The organism is Andreprevotia lacus DSM 23236, assembly GCF_900176275.1.
GTDB classification, from domain to species: domain Bacteria; phylum Pseudomonadota; class Gammaproteobacteria; order Burkholderiales; family Chitinibacteraceae; genus Andreprevotia; species Andreprevotia lacus.
Window position 1 is genome coordinate 1 of sequence record NZ_FWXD01000003.1, and the last position, 18,924, is coordinate 18,924.

Genomic DNA, 18,924 nt, shown 5'->3' on the forward strand with positions numbered 1-18,924 from the left:
CGAGTAGTCGCGGAACAGGCTGCCGTTGATGTTGAGCTGCACCAGCGGGATGTCGAACGAGGCGTGGCGCACGTCGGACGGGCTGGTGGTGCCGGCGCTGGTTTGCTGGCTTTGCGTGCCGGCGCGCACTTGCACCGTGCCACCGAGGGTCATGCCGCGTTTGGTGAGGGCGGTCTTGGTGTCGCGGTTGCGTTGCTGGTCGTACTTGTAGTTTTCCAGGTCGGTGCGGATGCCATCGATGTCCTGCTTGGTGGCGACTTCACCTGCCGGCGTGCCGGCGGCCACGACCTTGGCGTCATCCGCCTGGGTCTGCAGTTGTTGCTTGAGGGCGTCCACCGCCTGTTGCAGTGCCTGGATCTGCTTTTGCAGGTCTTCGGTGCTGGGGGCAGCCCCGGCGCTGCCCGCCAGTGCGATTAGCCCTGCGCCCAGCCAGCGTTTGCTTGCTTGCATGAGTAATGCTCCCTTATATCGACCTGGCCTCTGCGGGCCAGGGGCTTGCGTTGCGGCCGATACCACGGCCTCGCGTCGATATAAGCAGAAGTCATGCCAGCAATTTTTATTAGACAAATCTGGAATAAATTACGCGAACTGCTGAAAACCCAGCAGGCCACGGGGCACAAGTGCGCAAAACAGCACAGGTATGCAAATACGGTCCGGGTGCAACGCCGTGGCGGCTGGCATGCTTCAGCACGGCCCCCTCCCCCGGCACACCAGCCCGCGCAACATTGCAGCAAGTACTACGTTGCAGAGGCGTGTCACTTTGGCCTCATTGCTGACAGAAGGGGTGTAAGAAAATCGCAAATCACGACATACTGTTATTGGAGCGCTTGATTGAGCGCCAAACAGGTACAAGCCAATGATCTGGGTTGAGCTGATCTCGATGATCACCATCATCGTCGCGGTCTTTCTGCTGTTCTTCCGTGGCAAGACATCGCTGCGCGGCAAGCACCCGCTCTCGGTGCGACGCGCATACGGCAAGCTGCTGAAAGCCTGCCAAGGGGACCGTACCCGCGTGCAGCGACTGATTGATACCGAGCTGCAACGCGGTGCGCCCTCGTTCGCCGCTGCGGTCGATGCCGCATTGCGCAATCAGCGCGGCTATGAAAATACCGTGCTGCTCAACGAGCAAGGCCCGGACACCATGCCACACTGAATCGCAGCCCCCGCAACGGCCATCTTCTGGCATATTTCCTGCTGAACACGCCGGCCTGCAGCCATCACGCTGCAGTATCGACCCCCGCACAGGAACCGCCATGAGCCAGACCACCGCCTTTGCCGCAGCAACCCAGCCCATCACCAGCGATACCCGCATCAGCACCGACAGCGCCGGCCTCAGGCACGGCGATATCACCATTGAATCGCCGCTGGGCGCCTTCCCTGCCTACTACGCAGCACCTGACCAGCCCGGGCCGCACCCGGTCGTGCTGGTGGTGCAGGAAATCTTCGGCGTACACGAACATATCCGCGATATCGCACGCCGGCTGGCCAAACTGGGCTACCTGGCCATCGCGCCCGAGCTGTACCATCGCCAGGGCGACGTGCGCGGGCTGGAAATCGCCCAGATTCGTGAAATCGTCTTTACCGTGCCTGATATCCAAGTGCTGGCCGACCTCGATGCCAGCCTGGATTGGGCGCTGGCCAACGGCGGCGATGCCGAACGCATTGCCATCACCGGCTTTTGCTGGGGTGGCCGCATTACCTGGCTGTATGCCGCGCACCAGCCCCGGCTGAAAGCGGCCGTGGCCTGGTATGGCAAGCTGCGCGGCTTTGCCACCGACATCCAGCCGCGCTACCCGCTGGACGTGATTGCCGAGCTGCAAGCCCCCGTGCTGGCGCTATATGGCGGCGCCGATGAAGGCATCCCGCAGCCCGACCTTGACCTGTTGCAACAGCAACTGACTGAGGCGCAAAGTGCGTCGCAATTGCAGGTCTACCCCGGCGCCCCGCACGCCTTCCACGCCGACTATCGCCCCAGCTATCGCGCCGAAGCGGCCACCGATGGCTGGCAACGGCTGCGGGAATGGTTCAAGCAACACGGCGTGTAGGCAGACAGAAATGCCGCCCTCTTGAACAAGGGCGGCATTTTTTATTCAGCCGCGCTTGCCCCGGCAAATGCATCGGCAAATGCCCGATAAGTGCCCCCTTCCCGACGATCCAGCACGGCAAAGTGCACCAGATCAAAAGCAGATGCAAAGCGGCCCTCGCCTAGCAGATTCACGGCAAACCAGCGCGCCATGTCGGCCGGCTGATTGCCAAACACCCCGCATCCCCATGCGCCAAGCACAAGGGCCGAATGACCATGCTCTCGGGCCAGCGCCAGCAGCATGGCAATCCGATTCAACATGATTGCCTCGAGCCCAGGCAGGATTTCAGGCTCATTACGCACGATCGCACCACGATTGACCGCTGGCGCGGTCACCATCGAAATCAGGTAGGGCTGCGGCAGATAGCCATAATCATCATCACGGAATACCGGCACTCGGGGTGAATAGATCATGTCGTCCAGATAAGTACATGACTTCATCTGTCGATTGGCCTCATACATTGCCATCTGCCGCAACAAGCAGGGATAAAGCCCGGAAGACTTGGCCAGATTTTCCTCTTGCGCCTCCGAGCCACCGAGGAAACCACCGCCGGGGTTCCGCGCCGACGCAAAGTTAAGGCAAAGTACGTCGCGATGCCCGCTATCGATCAGTTGCCGCGCGGCAGCAAGCGTGGTCTGGTTGCTGACTTCAAAACGGCTGTTGCGTTTTTCACTGCCCGGCTTGTGTACGAGCGAGACCAGCTCATGTGCCTGGTAGTGCCTGGTGGCTGTTTCCGCTGCCGTTTGTTCGTTTGCAATCCTCACCTGTTGCCCATCCGGCAACTCATAAAAACCACGGGCGAGAATATCCAGTGTGTCTTGCGCGATACCGGCACGGGCCGCGCGATTATTGTTGTTCATGATGCAGTCCTTTGTTTTTATTATTCTGCCCATGCAACTTGCACGGGCTGCAAGAAGTATATCCACACTTATTGTCCAACAACAACTATCTTATGGTTTCAAAGACAATAACATCTCAAAGGAATAAACTGGCGGACCGGAACAACTGCTCCCTCACCATGCAGGCTGAACAACAAGAAGCGGAATTTCTTCGCAGCTACAATATTCATGATTACGACATCCCGCTGACCAGTGTGGATATAGTGATCTTCACCGTTCAGAATTTCAGCCTTCAAGTATTGCTGGTACAACGGGCAGAGCACCCGTTCAGGTTGCGCTGGGCATTACCGGGCGGTTTCATTGATATTCATCGCGATGATGATCTGCAGGCCACGGCTTTGCGCAAACTCAAGGAAAAGACCGGGGTGGCAACACCTTATCTTGAACAGTTTGCAGGGGTAGGAAACCACACCCGCGACCCGCGCGGCTGGTCTGCCACCTTTCCGTTTTTTGCACTGATCAACCCTGAACAACTCGATCTGCAATCCGGTTCGGCCGTGGAGGACACGCGCTGGTTTGTACTGGATGAACTGGATCAGACGGGGCCGCTCGCTTTCGATCATGCCCAGCTTATTCAAGCTGCCCTGCAGCACCTTCGCCACAAAGTCGAATACTCATCGTTGCCGGTGCATCTTTTGCCGGAAAGCTTCACGCTTTCCGAGCTGCAGCATATACATGAAATCGTGTTGGGTAAGAACATCGACAAAAGCGCCTTTCGCAAACGCGTCAAAGAAGGCGACTTCCTTGAAGCGGTACCGGACGGCTGGCGCCTGGGCAGCAACCGGCCAGCGCAGTTATACCGCCTCAAGCAACTGCAGCCCCTTGTGTACTTCCAGCGACCGATGATCGGCCGCTAGTGACCTGACCGCATCAAGCCATTGGAAGCCCGCATGATCCAGCTCCCCCACGACACCCTCCGTACCACACTGCGCCAACTCAACCAGCAGATCGCCCTGCCCCGCTTTCGCCAGCTCGGTGCTGCCGATGTAGAGGAAAAATCGCCGGGCGAGCTGGTCACCGTTGTGGATAGAGAGCTGGAACAGGCGCTGACGCCCTTATTGTGCAGTCTGTTGTCCGGCTCGCGCGTGGTGGGCGAGGAAGCCGTGGCGGCGGAATCGTCACTCTTGCGCGGGCTGGACCAGGGTTGGGTGTGGTTGCTTGATCCGCTCGATGGCACGGCCAACTTTGCGGCCGGCAAGCCGGACTTTGCCACCATGGTGGCACTGTTGCGTGATGGCGAGACAGTAGCAAGCTGGATCTACGCCCCGGTGGCCGATACCTTTGCACAAGCCGAGTTGGGTGCAGGTGCGTGGCTGGATGGCGTGCGCTGGCAAGCGCCGGCTGCTGCGCATGCGCCACGACATGGCGTGCTCAAGACCCGCTTCATGCCGGCTGACTACCAGCAGGCGCTGCAGGCCAGGCTGAGCCTCGCCGAACACAGTGCCGGCATCGGCCCGGCCGGCAGCGAGTACCCTGCCCTCAGCCGGGGCGAGTGGGATTTCATTCTCTACTGGCGCACTTTGCCGTGGGATCACGCACCAGGTGCGCTGTTCCTGCACGAGAGCGGTGGCCGGGCTGCCCGGCTGGATGGCAGCCCTTATCGTGCAGCAGATGCCGGCAGCGGCCTGCTGGCGGTGGCCGATGCGGCGCAGTGGGCAGCGGCGCGCGCGCTGCTGCCCGACTGAGTACCACGACCAAATCCCTGCTGGCCTACCGTCGGGCTTTGTTCGTGGCGTTCGTACCCGCCATCAGCGCGGCACCGTAGGCAGCACCACCCCGTTGCGCGCTACATACTGCTGCCATTGCTGCTTCAGGTCGGCAACGATATCCGGGTTGTCGGCGGCCACATCGTGCTGTTCGGCCCTGTCGGCGGCCAGGTCGAACAGCTGCCATTCGGCCGTGCCCAGCGGTTTGCTCTGCCACACCAGCTTCCAGTCACCGCGCCGCACGTAGCGGCTGCCGAACAGTTCGTCGGCAAACACGAAGTCTGCCGGCCGCACTTGCTGTGCGCGATCCGTGAACAGCGGCAGCGCCGACACGCCGGTAATCGGGTTCACCTTGCGCTGGCCGTACTGGCTGCCGGGATTGGGAATGCCGGTCAGCTCCAGCAGGGTCGGCAGGATGTCCTGCACTGACACAAAGGCGCGCACCGGCGTGCGGCCTGCGGTCTGGCCGGGCAGGCGCACGATGGCGGGGGTGTTGATGCCGCCCTCGGCCGACGTTGCCTTCCACAAGCGGAACGGTGTGGCGCCCACCTCGGCCCAGCGGCGGCCGTAATCGACGTTGGATAGCGGCTTGCCCAGATTGGCGTCGCTGTTGTCGATGAACTTGCTGCCCAGATAGTGACCGGTGCCGCCCTCGGCGCCGTTGTCGGACATGAAGAAGATCAGCGTGTTGTCGTACTGGCCACGCGCCTTCAACTCGCCGATCAGCCGGCCGACGTTGGCATCGAGGTTCTCGACCATGGCCGCATAGACCTCCATGCGGCGGGCTTCGGTTTTTTGCTGAGCGGGTGTCAGTTGCTCCCAACGGGGCGCCAGCGCATCGCTGATGCCGGCGTTGACGGCGAAATCAGCCGTGATCACGCCCTGCGCCTTCTGTTTGGCGATGCGTGCGGCACGGATGGCGGCATAGCCCGCATCGTAGCGGCCCATGTAGCGGTCTATGTAATCAGGCGGTGCCTGCAGCGGCCAGTGTGGCGCGGTATAGGCGGCGTAGGCAAAGAACGGTTTGTCGTCGCGCTGGGTGCGCAGATAGCCGATCAGCTTGTCGGTATAGAAATTGGTCGAGAAGAAATCAGCCGGAATGGTGGTGAGCTTGCCGTTCTCGCGGTAGGTCACCTGATCGTATTCATTGATCTTGCCCGGCACGGGCGCAAAGTGGCTGCCCGCCCCCTGCAGCAGCGCAAACGATTGCTCGAAACCGCGAGCCTGCGGCCCCTGCTCGCGCGTCAGCCCCAGATGCCACTTGCCGGCCATATAGGTGTGGTAACCGGCATCGCGCAGGATTTCGGGCAGTGATAGCGAGCGTTCGTTCAGATAGCCCTCATAGCCATCCAGGCCGATCTGGTTGGGCTGGATGGCCTCGATCATGGTGCCGATGCCGGCCAGATGATGATCGGTGCCCGACAGCAGCATAGAGCGCGTGGGCGAGCTGGTGGGCGCGGTGTGGAAGTTGGTCAGCAGCCGGCCATTGCCGGCCAGTTCATCCAGATTGGGGGTGTGGATTTCCCCGCCAAACGCGCCGACGTCGGAAAAGCCCAGATCGTCGGCAACGATGACCACGATATTGGGGCGCGGCGCCGCCAGTGCAGGCGCCCACGGCGCCAGCAGGCCGGCCAGTGCCAGCGCGGCCGGCAAACGGCGATAGATCATCAGGATTGCTCCATGCAAGATAACGCCCCGGCATGACCGGGGCGCTGGGGACAGGCCGCCGCACCGAACGGCGGCCCATGCAGGCATTACGCTACGGCGGTTTCGCGTGCGGCTGTGCCTTCGTTGGCAGCACTGTCGGCCTTGTGCTTGGCAACCTTGCTCAAGGTACGGCTGCGGCGGCCGTCCACCGACACCGGCACGGTGCCGTCCACGGTCACGCGGCGTACCACGCGATGCGCGTCGGCATAGTCATCCACTGCGTAGTGCTGGGTAGCGCGGTTGTCCCACACCGCTACATCGCCCGGCTGCCAGCGCCAGCGCACGGTGTTTTCCAGGCTGGTGACGTGGTTTTGCAGCAGGTTGAACAAGTGGCGGCTGTCGGCAGCCGGCAGGCCGACGATGCGTTTGACAAAATGGCCCAGCAGCAGATGGCGCTCACCGGTTTCCGGGTGCACGTGCACCACCGGGTGCTCGGTTTCGTACACGGTGGAGGTGAACACTTCCTGATAACGCTTGAGCGCTTCCGGATCGGCCTGCGGCTTGCGCGCGGCGTAGTCGTATTCGTTGGTGTGGACGGCCCACAGCTTTTCGGCCAGCTCGCGCAGCTCCGGCGACAGGTCGTTATAGGCGGTGTGGGTATTGGCCCACACGGTATCGCCACCTGCTTCCGGGATCGTGACGCCACGCAGGATGGACGCTTGCGGATAGGCATCGACGAAGGTCACGTCGGTATGCCAGCTGTTGGCACGGCCACCGCGATGCGAATCCAGCTCCAGCACATAGCTGGTGCCTTCCTTGGTGTGTGCGGTCGGGTGCGGCACGGCCTTGTCACCGAACAGACCCACCAGTTGCTCCTGGCTGGCATCGTCCAGATGCGTCTGGCCACGGAAGAAGATCACCTTGTACTTGAGCCATGCGGCGCGGATCACATTGCGCACCTCGGCTGGCAGATCGCCAGACAGGGTAATGCCGCGGATTTCGGCACCGATGCGGCCGGCAACCGGGTGAATGCTGATGCCTTGCGGCAGATTGTCGAGAATGTTCTGGCTCATGCTGCTGCTCCTGATATTGGCCGCTTTACGGCTGATGACATGCGTGCCTGCCCATGCAGGCCTCTGGTCACATATAAGCAATACGCATGCCAAACAAAATCATTAGCTTCTACGGGAATATTGCGGCAAAAACGCCAAGCGCTGCTGCATTTGCTGCAAGCCACTGCAGCAGGAATTGGCAAACGCAACAATCCTTGCGCTGCGCCGCAAAATGCAAAAACCCGGCCAGGCCGGGTTCTTGATACAGCTTGCCTTGCAACGGTAAATGCCAGACCGGCTCAACGAACCACCGTGCTGGCATCCTGCCCGTACAGCAGCTTGCGTTCGTCGTCGCTGATGGTCTTGGGGCCGTTGGCTGCCGGATTGATCTGGGGCGCCAGCGCATAGGCACGCTGCACCGCAGGCCGTGCGGCAATGCGCTCGAACCAGCGCTTGAGTGACGGAAAGTCGTCCAGGTTCTGCTGCTGGCGCACATGGCCGACGATCCACGGGTAGCTGGCGATGTCGGCAATCGAGTAATCACCGGCAATGTAATCGCGCCCGCTCAGTTGCTTGTCCAACACCGCGTACAGGCGCGCGGTCTCGTTCACGTAGCGTGTGATTGCGTAGGGGATTTTCTCTGGCGCAGCGTGGCCGAAGTGATTGTTCTGCCCCGCCATCGGCCCGAGGCCGGCCATCTGCCAGAACAGCCACTGCAAGGCGTCGTTACGGCCGCGCAGGTCTTGCGGCAGCAGCTGGCCGGTCTTGTCGGCCAGATAGAGCAGGATGGCGCCGGACTCGAACAGGCTGAGCGGCGCGCCGCCATCAACCGGCGCATGGTCGACGATGGCCGGGATGCGGTTATTGGGCGCAATGCGCAGGAAATCGGCGGCAAACTGCTCGCCCTTGCCGATGTTCACCGGCACGATGCGGTAAGGCAGGCCCAGCTCTTCCAGCGCGATGGTGATCTTGTGGCCGTTGGGGGTGGTCCAGTAGTAGAGGTCTATCATGATGCCGCCTTGTCGGGTGCTTATCCGTTGATTTGCGATTTGCCCGCCGCATCAAACTGCGGCCAGCGCTTTTCCAGCTTCAACGCCTTGAGCGCCGCATCCAGATAGCGGCGGTCTATCCAGCGGTCTACATCCACCGGCTGGCGTATCAGCTTGTATTTGTAGGCATCGGCGGCCGATTGCCGGCTGCGCGCCACGATGAAAGGGTCAAACAAGGGCGACAACCGCTGTGCAAACGGGATGTTGTTGTACTCCTCGCGGTACAGCGCCTCGGGAATGCTGCCGGCCGAGCCCCACAGCTTGAGCACCGCATCGCGGTTGCCATCGCTGCTGGCCCAGTCGGCTGCACGCACCAGCGCCGTCACCACGCGCTGCGTGGCAGCCGGGTATTGCTGCGCAAAGCGTTGGTTGACCAGCACGAAGCCCTGCGATGATGCATCGGGAAAATCGCGCGAGCTGTAAATGATGCGTGCCTTGCCTTCCTGCTGCAGCTTCACCCCCTCCAGCGTGGTGAACAGCGCATCGACATCACCGGACAGAAATGCCGCCTTGGCAGTGGCCGGTTCCATATTGACCACGCGGATGTCGCGTTCGTTCAGCCCCACGGTGGCCAGGATGCGTGCCGCTGCCAGCTGCGTGGCGGTACCCTTGTTGAATGCCACGCGCTTGCCGCGCAGGTCGGCTATGGTCTTGATGCCGCTATCGGGCCGCACCGCAACGAACACATTGCCGCGCGAGCCGGTGACCAGCACCAAGCGCGTATCCAGCCCAACCGATCTGCCGACGATGGCCGGCAAATCACCCAAGGTAGTGAAATCGAGCTGGTTGTTGGAAATTGCCTCGTTCACTGCCGGCCCCTGGCCCTTGAAGAAAATCCACTCGACCTTCACGCCATCCTTGGCAAACTCGTCTTCGACGTAATGGTGCACCTGCGCCACCGAAGTCCAGCCGGTGCTTACGCGTGGCGGGTTACCCACGCCGGCGGTCGAAACGCCGATGCGGATCACCGCCGGTTGTGGTGTTGCCAGCGCGGGCAAGGCCAGCAGCAGCGCCAGCACGATGCCGGTGCCCGCAGCCCACGGGCGCAAACGATGAAACAGGGAACGCATGACAAGCTCTCTTGGTCTGAAGAATGAACTCATCAGAGCAAGAGCCATGCCATTACCCGGAGCAAGGCCGGATGCGGGGTGCGGATCAATCTTGTTCAAATCGGTGCAGCGCTGCGACAGCAGGCTGTTGCATACTGCGCAGCGTAGGCTGCTTGCTCGCGGCCTGCGTTAATCAATTACGACGACTGCGACGCACGGAGATATTCGCCATGAAACATCAGATTGCCATCGCCCTGTTGTCGGCAGTGTGCATGCTGCCCGCCCATGCGGCGCTCAAGCCGGGTGATGCCGCCCCCGTCTTCAGCACGCAAGCCTCGCTGGGCGGCAAGGTCTATGGCTATGCACTGGCTGATGAGCTGAAGAAAGGCCCGGTCGTGCTGTATTTCTACCCGGCTGCGTTTACCAGCGGCTGCACGGTGGAAGCGCATCTGTTTGCCGAGGCGGTCGAGCAATACAAGGCGCTGGGTGCCACGGTGATCGGCGTATCGCACGATGACATCGACACGCTCAAGCGTTTTTCGGTCAGCGAATGCCGGGGCAAGTTTCCGGTCGCAGCCGATACCGACGGCAGCATCATCAAGCAATACGACGCCGGCCTGCCGGTGGGCAAGATGGCCAGCCGCATTTCTTATGTGATCGCGCCTGATGGCAAGGTGATTTACGAATACAGCAGCCTGTCGCCGGACAAGCACGTGAGCAACACGCTGCAGGCACTGCGCGACTGGCGCACCGCACACCCGGCCAGGTAAGCGGGCCTGCCCGGCTCAGTCTGCCTGCGGCGGAGCCAGAAAGCTGCTGCGCGCCTCATCCAGCGTGCGCAGCCCGCTGGCTTGCCCGTATTCAACCAGCTGGGCGTTGTCGAGCACATAGGCAAAGAAACCCTCGGCATCCAGCGGCTGGTGCAGCGCATGCACCACGCGGCCGACAAAGGCATGCGCCACCAGCAGCACCGTCTGCCCGGCGTATTGCTGTTGCAGGCGCAGCAAGCCCTCTCCCACGCGGGCAAACACCGCCTCGATCGATTCACCGCCCTGCGGCGCCAGCGCCCATTGCCGCGCCACCTTGCGCGCCCATTCGTCCGGGTAGCGCGCGGTGATTTCTTCCAGATTCAACCCCTCGAACACGCCCACGCAGCGCTCGACAAAGGCATCATCGTGCGCCACCGGCAGCGCCAGCCGCTCGGCCACTGCTGCGGCTGTTTGCGCAGCGCGCTGCAACGGCGATGCCACGATGACATCGATGCCGTCCGGCACACGCCCCGCCAGCGCACGCGCCTGCGTCTGCCCGTGCGCATTGAGCGGCAGATCAGTGCTGCCCAGAAAACGCCGCTGGGCGTTCCAGTCGGTTTCGCCATGGCGGGCAAACAACAAGCGCATGCGCACTCCTCCAGAATGAAAAAGCGGGCGCAATGGCGTTACGCCCTGCGCCCAGCATACGCCAGCCGGTGCCTGCATGGGCAGGCACCGGCCTCTGCGCCTGAAACCACTCAAAGCACCCACGAGTGCAGCGAGGCCCCCTCGCGGCGGCTAGGGCGGGGGGTTTGGAATCAAAACGGAGAAGCAGACGTGCCGCCTTCATCCCCGGTGGGAACCCGGCTTTGCCGGGTTCTTGATGCCGGTTTGCCTGCCACTCACGGTCGTGTTTACGCCTGCTTCGCGTCGCGGTAGGCGGTGTAGCGGTTTTCCGGAATCGGCAGGCCCAGATTGCCGCGCAAGGTCGATGCCTCGTACTCGGTGCGGAACAAGCCGCGCTTTTGCAGGATGGGCACCACCAGGTCGGCAAACTCGACCAGACCGGCCGGATAGGTCGGTGCCAGCAGATTGAAGCCGTCGGCCGCGCCGTTGACGAACCATTCTTCCAGTTGGTCGGCAATGCTGTCCGGCGTGCCGTGGATGACGCGATGGCCACGCGCACCGGCCACCCACTCGTACAGCTGGCGTATGGTCAGATTCTCGCGCTTGGCCAGCTCCAGCAACAACTGGCGGCGGCTCTTGTTGTTGTTGGTGTCCGGCAGGTCTTGCGGCACCGGGCCGTCCAGATCGTAGTCGCGCAATACCGGGAAGCCACCCAGACTGGCCAGCAGCGACAGGCCGATCTGCGGGTGGATCAGCGCGCGCAGCTGTTCTTTCTTGTCCAGCGCCTCTTGCTCGGTGCGGCCGATCACCGGGTACACACCCGGCAGCACCTTGATGTGATCCGGGTTGCGGCCGTATTGCTCGGCGCGCGTCTTGATGTCGCTGTAGAACGCCTGGGCATCGTCCAGCGTCTGCCACGCGGCAAAAATCGCCTCGGCAGTGCGCGCCGCCAGCACACGGCCCGGCTCGGACGCACCGGCCTGCACCAGCACCGGTTGCCCCTGCGGCGAGCGTGCCACGTTCAGCGGCCCCTTCACCTTGAAGAATTCGCCCACGTGGTTCAGATCGTGCAGCTTGTCCGGGTCGCTGAATACGCCGTTTTCCTTGTCGTACAGCAGCGCATCGTCTTCCCAGCTATCCCACAGCCCCTTCACGACCTCGACAAACTCGGTGGCACGGCGATAACGCTCGCCATGCTCCGGGTGCTCCTCCAGGCCGAAATTCAGCGCGGCCTGCGCATTGCCCGAGGTCACCACATTCCACGCCGCGCGGCCGCCGCTGATCTGATCGAGCGAGGCAAACTTGCGGGCGATATGCCACGGCTCGTTGTACGTCGTGGAGGCGGTGGCGACGAAACCGATGTTCTTCGTGACCGACGACAGCGCCGAATACAGCGTGATCGGCTCGAAGCCGGCGCCCTGCGCACGGCGGCTGCGGGTTTCATGGTCACCGGTGCCACCCCAGAAACCATCGCTGTCGGCGGTGAAGATGGTGTCGAACTTGGCCTTTTCGGCCAGCTGGGCCAGCTTCTTGAAATGTTCGAAATCGGTAGCACCGGCCGGGTTGGTATCCGGGTGACGCCATGAGGCCTCGTGGTGGCCGGACGGGGACAGGAAAACGCCCAGTTTGATTTGACGCTTGTTGCTCATGATCGAGTCCTTCTGAAAGGGAGGGGCAGCACCGGCGCACGCCGGTCAGGCAGGCCAATGCGGCCCGCTATGCGCTCTTCTTCAGCAAGCGGCGTTCCAGCAGCGCGCCAAATGCAGCCGGGCCAGTCTGCACGCGGCTTGCAGCACAGTGCGCGCCCCTGATCGCCAGCGTGCCGGATTGCACAGATTGTCTCGACTGCCACAGCCAACCCAGCAGGCTGCTGAAAAATCATCAGCACATTGATCTGCGATGGAGCGCCACGCCAAACTCGTCTAAGCTTGCGCATCACTTCATCAGGGTGGCAAGCACGCCGCCAGCCCGCAGACAGGAGCCTCGCCATGCCCCGCATTACCGGTCAGTTCGACGTCACGCTTGTTGCCCAGCCGCACGAAGAACAGGTAGGCGATCCGGCCATTGGCCGCCGCAGCATCGACAAACACTTCCACGGCGAGCTGGATGCCCACAGCCTGGGCCAGATGCTGGCTGCCGGCGGCAGCGTGCCCGGCTCGGCCGGTTATGTCGCCATCGAGAAAGTGACCGGTACCCTGGCCGGCCGGCAAGGCAGCTTCGTGCTGCAGCACAACGGCACCATGAACCGTGGCCAGCCCACGCTGACGATCCACGTGGTGCCCGACAGCGGCAGCGACGCACTGACCGGACTCACCGGTAACATGGCCATCCGCATTGAGGATGGCCAGCACTTCTACGATTTCGATTACGCCCTGCCCGATTCGGCGCAGTAAACCACCCAGCCCAGGAGCCAGCACCGCCATGTCCCAGATCACCCTGCACAACCAGACGGCGTATATCGCCCAGTACATTATCAATAAAGGCCAGCAGATCATTGCCCGCTTGCCCGGCCTCGCCCCGCAAGCCACCTTGAGCGTGCCGGTTGAGCATATCTATGAGGTGGTTGCCACCACCATCGTGGACGGCAACACCTATACCAGCGCGCCGGCCACCATCAGCGGCGCCACCAGTTTCCTGGCCCAGATCAAGCAGAACGCGCAGCAGGGCACTTACGACTTCGAAATGGTGGTAGGGCCATCCAGCAAGGGCGACGAGCTGCAGTTCCAGAAAACCACGCTGGCCCCGGTCACCTTTACCATCAGCGAGAATGGCCGGGCACTGCAATCCATCGTTGTCACCGATTCTTTCATGGTCCAGACGCTGCAAATCAGCGATACCTACAGCATTTATGCCGTCATCAACGGCGTCACCACCGATACGGTGACCACAAACAATCCGAATGCAACCGTCAGTGCCGTTACGGACACGACGGACCTGGCGCCCGGCTATTTCACGCTGGTGGTGAGCTGATCGCAGCACGGTTCAGTCTTCGCTCGATGGGCCGGCGCTGCGCGCGATCGGCCCCGCGCCTGCCGATCTGGGCGCACAAAGCGTGCAAATCGGCAACGTATCCGGTTGGCTGGTGCCGGCTGGCAATACGCGCTGCGCCTTGCTGCTGCACGGTGTGCGCGCCGACCGTACTGCAATGACCGAGCGCGCGCTGGTTCAGATCGCTGGGCTATACCGCGCTGCTGATCGACTTTCAGGCACACGGTGAAAGCCCGGGCGAACACATCACCTTCGACGCACTTGAAAGTGCCAATGCCCACGCCGCGCTCGACTATCTGCGCCAGCAGCATTGCCGGCAGGTGATCGCCGTGGGTCAATCCATGGGCGGCGCAGCCAGCGTGCTTGGGCCGGCGCCGCTGGCGGTCGATGCGCAGGTGCTGGAGTCGGTTTACCCCAGCATCGAGGATGCGGTGGCAGACCGGCTGCAAATGCGGCTAGGGCTGCCGGGGCGCTGGCTGGCACCGCTGCTGTACTGGCAACTGCCGCTGCGGCTGGGTGTATCGCCATCCGCGCTGCGCCCCATCGAGGCCATTGCCCGCGTGCGCTGTCCGCTGCTGGTGATGGCAGGCAGCACCGACCAGCACACCACCATGGCCGAAGCGCAGCGCCCGTACGCTGCCGCGCCACAGCCCAAATCGCTGTGGGTGGTCGAGGGGGCCGCGCATCAGGATTTGTATCACTATGCGCCGGATGACTACCGCGCACCTGTCCTTGCGCTGCTCGCCTCACTGCCACCGCCCTGAGCAGATCAAGATGCCGGCTCGCGCAGCGCCGACGCAGCACCGATAATCAAGGCAGTCCCATACCGCAGGAGCCACCATGTTTGCCGCCTCGCCAGACGATTTGTTGCATATCACCCATCTGTTTGCGGCCGTGGTGCTGGGCGGGTTGATCGGGCTGGAACGGCAATGGCGCCATCACCCGGCCGGCCTGCATACCAATGCGCTGGTCGCACTGGGTGCCGCAGCCTATGTGCTGGCCGCCACCCTGGGCAGCGACCCCACCGGCCCTGCCCGCGTAGCCGGTCAGGTGGTGACGGGGGTTGGCTTCCTGTGTGCCGGGCTGATCTGGCACGAGGGAGGCAGCGTGCGCGGCATCAATACCGCCGCCACCGTGTGGTGCTCGTGTACCGTCGGCGTGCTGGCCGGGCTGGGTCAGCTCAAGTGGGCCATCATCGTCGGCTGCATGGTGGTGCTGGCCAACGTCATCCTGCATCTGATCGATCACCGGATGAATGGCGATGCGGGTTAAAGGCTGCCGACGCAGCACGCGGGGTGCTGGGCTGCCTCAGCTTCGGTTCAGCAACCGCCGCAGGGCCGGGTCCAGCTGGCCCAGAAAGGCATCGACCTGCTGCGTATAGTCACCACTGCCGCCCAGGTCCTGATTGATTTCCTTGTGCGATTTGTCCTGCGGCAACACGCTGGCGCTGATACCCAGCAGCTTGGCCTTGGCCGCGTATTCACGCGCGCTGGGGCAGGATTCGGCGCGGCGGCTGGAACACACGCCCAGCCACGGCTGCGCGCCCTTGGCCAGCTGTTGCAGCGGCGATGCCGACTGCCAGAATGCCTGATCGCTGCCGAAGGCGGCATCGTACAGATGCAGATGGCGATGCTGCATCAGGGTCGGCACGTCGATGGCGGCGCTGTCGAGCGAGACGGTGCCCAGCCACGGTCTGGCGCCGGCCTGCAGCGCCTTGGCCGGGGCCGAATTCAGCAGCGAGACCAGATGCGCGCCGGCCGAGTGCCCCATCAACACAAAGCGGGCCGGGTCCGCGTCCCAACTCGCCGCCTTGCCTTGCGCAAAGGCCAGCGCGGCAGCCACATCCTGCGCCTGCACCAGCGGGTCGGCCGCCGGCAGCATGCGGTAGTTGATCGAGACAAAAACAAAGCCCTTGGGCACCCAGTGCGCCACCTTGTTGTCGACCACCTGCGCCGCGCCCTTGTCGCCCAGCCGCCAGGCACCGCCATGCACCATGAAGATCACCGGGGCATTGGCCGCCTGCTGCGGCAGATACACATCCATGCGCTGGCGCGCGTCGCTGCCATAGGCCACATCACGCAACACACGCACACCGGCCGGCAGGCTGGCACTGTCGGCGCCATCGTCGCTCTCCAGCTCGTTCTGCTGCGCCGCCACACGCCGCTCGCGCAGCCTGTCGAGCACCGTGCCTGCGTGGGCGGCCTGCATCAGCAGCAGCCCAAGCAACAGACTCGACACGGCCATGGCAGCCGGCTTGCGCGCCAGTGCGGGGGATTTCGGCTTGTGCATCGTGCAACTCCTGTTCAGATTTACATCGTATTCAGGCTGGCCATTTCGTCGGCCACTGCATCAGCAACGATTTGCCCCAGCGTATCGATGACAGCATCGCTGCGCGGCCCGGCGCGATAGAGCATCACGCCCAGCGGGGGCAAGGCCGGCAGACCATCGATCACCGCCAGCGTGGCCGGCATGCCGATGCGCGTGCGCACCGTCAGCGCCAGCCCGGCGGCGGCGGCGGCCCAGATGCCGCTCAGGCTGGGACTGGTTACCGCCACGCGCCAACTGCGGCCGGCCCGCTCCAGCGCATCGATGGCCGCAGTGCGCAACAGGCACGGTGCAGCCAGCAGCGCCAGCGGCAATGCCGCGCCATCGCTGGCCAGACCGGGCGCTGCGATCCAGTGCAAGGGCAACTCGGCCAGCCGCTGGCCGGGCAAGTCGCTGCCGCTGTCCCACGCCAGCGCGAGATCAAGCTTGCCGGCGCGCTGTTGCGCCAGCAACTCGTGGTTGCGCCCGATGCTGACCTCGACATGCACTTGCGGGTGCGCGCGGGCAAACCGGCCCAGCAGACGGGTAAGCAGGTGTTCGGCAAAGTCCTCCTGCAGGCCGATGCGTACCTGGCCGGCCAGCTCGACGCCGCGCACGGCATCGGCAGCTTCATCGTTCAGCGCCAGCAGCCGGCGTGCATAGGCCAGCATCACCTCGCCGGCCGGCGTCAGCGCCAGCCCGCGCCCGGACTTGCGCAGCACGGGTGCCCCCACCTGCTCTTCCAGCTTTTTGAGTTGTGCGCTGATCGCCGATGTCGAACGCCCCAGCCTGTCTGCCGCCTGGGCAAAGCTGCCCAGCTCCACGCCACAGACAAAGCTGCGCAGCACATCAAGATCGAACTGGATACGTCGCATCAATCATCCCGAATATCAAAACATTCAATCAAAAACTTCCCGATATTCAGCATTAATCTGGCTTGTTAAGGTGGCGCTGTCAAATCCGTATCAGGAGACGCAATGACCCCCGCCCAATCTGCCTTTGGCAACAGCGCCCCCAAGCTGGCACAACTGACCGATGACGTGCTGTTTGGCGACATCTGGCAACGCAGCGAGTTGCCGCCGCGCGAGCGGTCACTGATTACCGTTGCTGCGCTGATCGCGCTGTACCGGCTTGAGCAACTGCCCTTCCACCTGCAACGTGCACTCGACAACGGCATCAGCCGTGCCGAACTGGCCGAGGTCATCACCCACCTGGCCTTCTACGCCGGCTGGCCCGGCGCCGCGTCGGCCGTGCGCCTGCTCGATACCCTGCCCACCCCAGCCTGAGGACCACCACCATGCCTTTCAGCCGCATCTCGCTCCGCCACGGCAAATCCGCCGACTATCTGCGCGCGCTGTCGGACAGCCTGCAACGCGCGCTGGTCGACACCTTCGACGTGCCCGAGGACGACCGCTTCCAGATCATTCACCAGCTGGCCGAACACGAGCTGATCTTCGACCGCCACTATCGCGGCGGCCCGCGCAGCGATGACTATGTGCTGTTCGACATCACCACCGGCAAGACGCGCAGCAACGCACAAAAGCAGGCGTTTTACCTGCGCCTGACCGCGCTGCTGGCCGAATCCCCCGGCATACGCCCGCAGGATGTGATGATCGTGGTCAGCAACAGCCATGGTGACGACTGGTCGTTTGCCAATGGCGAGCCGGCTGCCCCGGCCGCGTGAGTCGCTGACAAAGCCCTGCTGGCCGCGTTACGCTCACTTGCCGTACGGTTTGTACTGTCTGCGTTTCGCGTGCCTTGCCAGCACCGTTTCACTGGGTTTTGTCTGCGACTCTCGGTCAAGCGGTGCCCCCGGCGCGCAGCATGGCCACAAAGCCATCGCGCGCCGGGTTCGCCCGCGCGGCCTGCCAGGCCAGCCCCAGCTGCCATTGCGCAGCCGCATCCGGCAGCGGCAGGCTGCGTATGCCTTGCGCCAGCAAGGCGGTAGCGCGCGCCGGCAGCAAGGCCAGCCCGACGCCGGCCGCCACCAGTGCCAGCACGGTCTGGATGTCGTCGCTGTGCTGCAGCACGCGCGGCACAAAGGCCCGGCTGGCGCACCAGCGTGCAATCTGCCCCGCCAGACCCGGCCCGCGCGATGGTGTGAGCGCAACGAAACCGGTCTCGTTGAGTTCATCCAGCGCAACCGGCAGCGTTTGCCAGCGCACGTGCGCCGGCAGCACCAGCGCCAGCGTTTCGCTGCGTAGCGGCAGGCAATCCAGTGCACCGTCCACCGGCAGGCGCACAAAGCCCAGATCAAGCTCACCAGCCAGCAGGCGGCGCTGCTGCTCGGCTGATGACAGATCGTTGAGTGTGATATCCACCTGCGGATACTGCTGCCGGTAGGCCGCAATTGCCTGCGGTGCCAGATCGAGTGTGGACAGGCCAAAGCCGATGCGCAGCCGGCCGCGCTGCCCGGCCAGTACCTCACGCGCATGGCTGCGCACCTGCGCGGCATGGCGCACCAGCGCACGTGCGTCATCCAGTACGCCGGCACCGAATGCGGTCAGCAGCGCGCCATGCCGGCCACGCTCAAACAACTGCCCTCCCAGTTCCAGCTCCAGCGCCTGTATCTGCTTGCTCAGCGCCGGCTGGGTGATGAACAACGCTTCGGCAGCCTGGCCGTAGTGGCCATGCTCGGCAACAGCCACAAAAGCACGCCAGAGTTTGATGTCCATGCTTTTTCATTCCAATTCATTATTAATATATCAATATTTTTTCATTTTACGCATGAATTGGTACGACGTTTAATGACGTCATCACACCGATGGAG

At 63.2% G+C, this 18,924-nt stretch carries 22 protein-coding genes; 11 read left to right on the top strand and 11 right to left on the bottom strand.

Translation table 11 applies throughout. The annotated features are described in order from the left end of the window. The coding region (locus tag B9A19_RS03065) for a nucleotide exchange factor GrpE (protein ID WP_217806973.1) at positions 1-450 on the bottom strand (450 nt) is incomplete at its 3' end. Between the two features lie 406 nt (positions 451-856). Between B9A19_RS03065 and B9A19_RS03070 the strand changes: the two genes are divergently transcribed. Both B9A19_RS03070 and B9A19_RS03075 read left to right on the top strand, forming a co-directional pair. Beyond that, complete coding sequence (locus B9A19_RS03070; RefSeq protein ID WP_084089084.1) at positions 857-1,153, top strand: hypothetical protein; 297 nt, start codon at positions 857-859, stop codon at positions 1,151-1,153. Positions 1,154-1,253: 100 nt separating this feature from the next. Continuing rightward, positions 1,254-2,045, top strand: a complete 792-nt coding sequence (locus B9A19_RS03075; protein ID WP_217806974.1) for a dienelactone hydrolase family protein — start codon at positions 1,254-1,256, stop codon at positions 2,043-2,045. A 41-nt stretch (positions 2,046-2,086) separates the two neighbouring features. Here the strand turns inward: B9A19_RS03075 and B9A19_RS03080 are convergent, their stop codons facing one another. Beyond that, positions 2,087-3,010: a TIGR02452 family protein gene (locus B9A19_RS03080; protein WP_217806975.1), complete on the bottom strand. Its 924-nt coding sequence runs from the start codon at positions 3,008-3,010 to the stop codon at positions 2,087-2,089. A gap of 92 nt (positions 3,011-3,102) precedes the next feature. Between B9A19_RS03080 and B9A19_RS03085 the strand changes: the two genes are divergently transcribed. Together B9A19_RS03085 and B9A19_RS03090 are read left to right on the top strand one after the other, a co-directional pair. Next, entirely contained in the window at positions 3,103-3,840 is a 738-nt protein-coding gene (locus B9A19_RS03085) for an NUDIX hydrolase (RefSeq protein ID WP_084089087.1), read from the top strand. A gap of 33 nt (positions 3,841-3,873) precedes the next feature. Then, positions 3,874-4,668: an inositol monophosphatase family protein gene (locus B9A19_RS03090; RefSeq protein ID WP_084089088.1), complete on the top strand. Its 795-nt coding sequence runs from the start codon at positions 3,874-3,876 to the stop codon at positions 4,666-4,668. A gap of 63 nt (positions 4,669-4,731) precedes the next feature. Here the strand turns inward: B9A19_RS03090 and B9A19_RS03095 are convergent, their stop codons facing one another. The 4 genes from B9A19_RS03095 to B9A19_RS03110 form a co-directional block, all read right to left on the bottom strand. Beyond that, positions 4,732-6,357, bottom strand: a complete 1,626-nt coding sequence (locus B9A19_RS03095; RefSeq protein WP_084089089.1) for an arylsulfatase — start codon at positions 6,355-6,357, stop codon at positions 4,732-4,734. Between the two features lie 86 nt (positions 6,358-6,443). Next, positions 6,444-7,409: a TauD/TfdA dioxygenase family protein gene (locus B9A19_RS03100; protein WP_084089090.1), complete on the bottom strand. Its 966-nt coding sequence runs from the start codon at positions 7,407-7,409 to the stop codon at positions 6,444-6,446. Positions 7,410-7,687: 278 nt separating this feature from the next. Next, the gene (locus tag B9A19_RS03105) at positions 7,688-8,398 is read right to left on the bottom strand and encodes a glutathione binding-like protein (protein ID WP_084089091.1); all 711 of its coding nucleotides are present in this window, start codon (positions 8,396-8,398) and stop codon (positions 7,688-7,690) included. Between the two features lie 20 nt (positions 8,399-8,418). Continuing rightward, positions 8,419-9,507: an ABC transporter substrate-binding protein gene (locus B9A19_RS03110; protein WP_084089092.1), complete on the bottom strand. Its 1,089-nt coding sequence runs from the start codon at positions 9,505-9,507 to the stop codon at positions 8,419-8,421. A gap of 209 nt (positions 9,508-9,716) precedes the next feature. Between B9A19_RS03110 and B9A19_RS03115 the strand changes: the two genes are divergently transcribed. Beyond that, positions 9,717-10,256, top strand: coding sequence for a peroxiredoxin (locus tag B9A19_RS03115; RefSeq protein ID WP_084089093.1), 540 nt, complete (start codon positions 9,717-9,719; stop codon positions 10,254-10,256). A gap of 15 nt (positions 10,257-10,271) precedes the next feature. Here the strand turns inward: B9A19_RS03115 and B9A19_RS03120 are convergent, their stop codons facing one another. Then, positions 10,272-10,883: a histidine phosphatase family protein gene (locus tag B9A19_RS03120; RefSeq protein WP_176216746.1), complete on the bottom strand. Its 612-nt coding sequence runs from the start codon at positions 10,881-10,883 to the stop codon at positions 10,272-10,274. A gap of 266 nt (positions 10,884-11,149) precedes the next feature. Continuing rightward, a complete protein-coding gene (locus tag B9A19_RS03125; RefSeq protein WP_084089095.1) occupies positions 11,150-12,511 on the bottom strand; it encodes an LLM class flavin-dependent oxidoreductase in 1,362 nt (453 codons plus the stop codon). Positions 12,512-12,850: 339 nt separating this feature from the next. On the opposite strand from B9A19_RS03125, the gene B9A19_RS03130 reads away from it, so the two are divergent. The 4 genes from B9A19_RS03130 to B9A19_RS03145 all read left to right on the top strand — a co-directional run bounded on the left by B9A19_RS03130 (position 12,851) and on the right by B9A19_RS03145 (position 15,122). Then, complete coding sequence (locus B9A19_RS03130; protein ID WP_084089096.1) at positions 12,851-13,255, top strand: DUF3224 domain-containing protein; 405 nt, start codon at positions 12,851-12,853, stop codon at positions 13,253-13,255. A 28-nt stretch (positions 13,256-13,283) separates the two neighbouring features. Continuing rightward, the gene (locus tag B9A19_RS03135; protein WP_084089097.1) at positions 13,284-13,832 is read left to right on the top strand and encodes a hypothetical protein; all 549 of its coding nucleotides are present in this window, start codon (positions 13,284-13,286) and stop codon (positions 13,830-13,832) included. Positions 13,833-14,035: 203 nt separating this feature from the next. After that, positions 14,036-14,614, top strand: a complete 579-nt coding sequence (locus B9A19_RS03140; RefSeq protein WP_084089098.1) for an alpha/beta hydrolase — start codon at positions 14,036-14,038, stop codon at positions 14,612-14,614. 76 nt (positions 14,615-14,690) lie between these two features. After that, positions 14,691-15,122, top strand: coding sequence for an MgtC/SapB family protein (locus B9A19_RS03145; protein WP_084089099.1), 432 nt, complete (start codon positions 14,691-14,693; stop codon positions 15,120-15,122). Positions 15,123-15,158: 36 nt separating this feature from the next. Here B9A19_RS03145 and B9A19_RS03150 read toward each other — a convergent pair whose 3' ends face one another. Both B9A19_RS03150 and B9A19_RS03155 read right to left on the bottom strand, forming a co-directional pair. Beyond that, positions 15,159-16,139 (bottom strand): alpha/beta hydrolase, encoded by a 981-nt coding sequence (locus B9A19_RS03150; protein WP_084089100.1) that lies wholly within the window; start codon positions 16,137-16,139, stop codon positions 15,159-15,161. A gap of 20 nt (positions 16,140-16,159) precedes the next feature. Beyond that, positions 16,160-17,029, bottom strand: a complete 870-nt coding sequence (locus B9A19_RS03155) for a LysR family transcriptional regulator (RefSeq protein WP_084089101.1) — start codon at positions 17,027-17,029, stop codon at positions 16,160-16,162. 102 nt (positions 17,030-17,131) lie between these two features. On the opposite strand from B9A19_RS03155, the gene B9A19_RS03160 reads away from it, so the two are divergent. Further along, positions 17,132-17,440 carry a carboxymuconolactone decarboxylase family protein gene (locus B9A19_RS03160; RefSeq protein ID WP_084089102.1) on the top strand — a complete coding sequence of 103 codons (309 nt, stop codon included), beginning with the start codon at positions 17,132-17,134 and terminating at the stop codon, positions 17,438-17,440. 11 nt (positions 17,441-17,451) lie between these two features. After that, entirely contained in the window at positions 17,452-17,838 is a 387-nt protein-coding gene (locus B9A19_RS03165) for a tautomerase family protein (protein ID WP_084089103.1), read from the top strand. A gap of 115 nt (positions 17,839-17,953) precedes the next feature. On the opposite strand, the gene B9A19_RS03170 is transcribed toward B9A19_RS03165, so the two are convergent. Then, positions 17,954-18,829, bottom strand: a complete 876-nt coding sequence (locus B9A19_RS03170; RefSeq protein ID WP_084089104.1) for a LysR family transcriptional regulator — start codon at positions 18,827-18,829, stop codon at positions 17,954-17,956. Positions 18,830-18,924 lie beyond the last annotated feature (95 nt).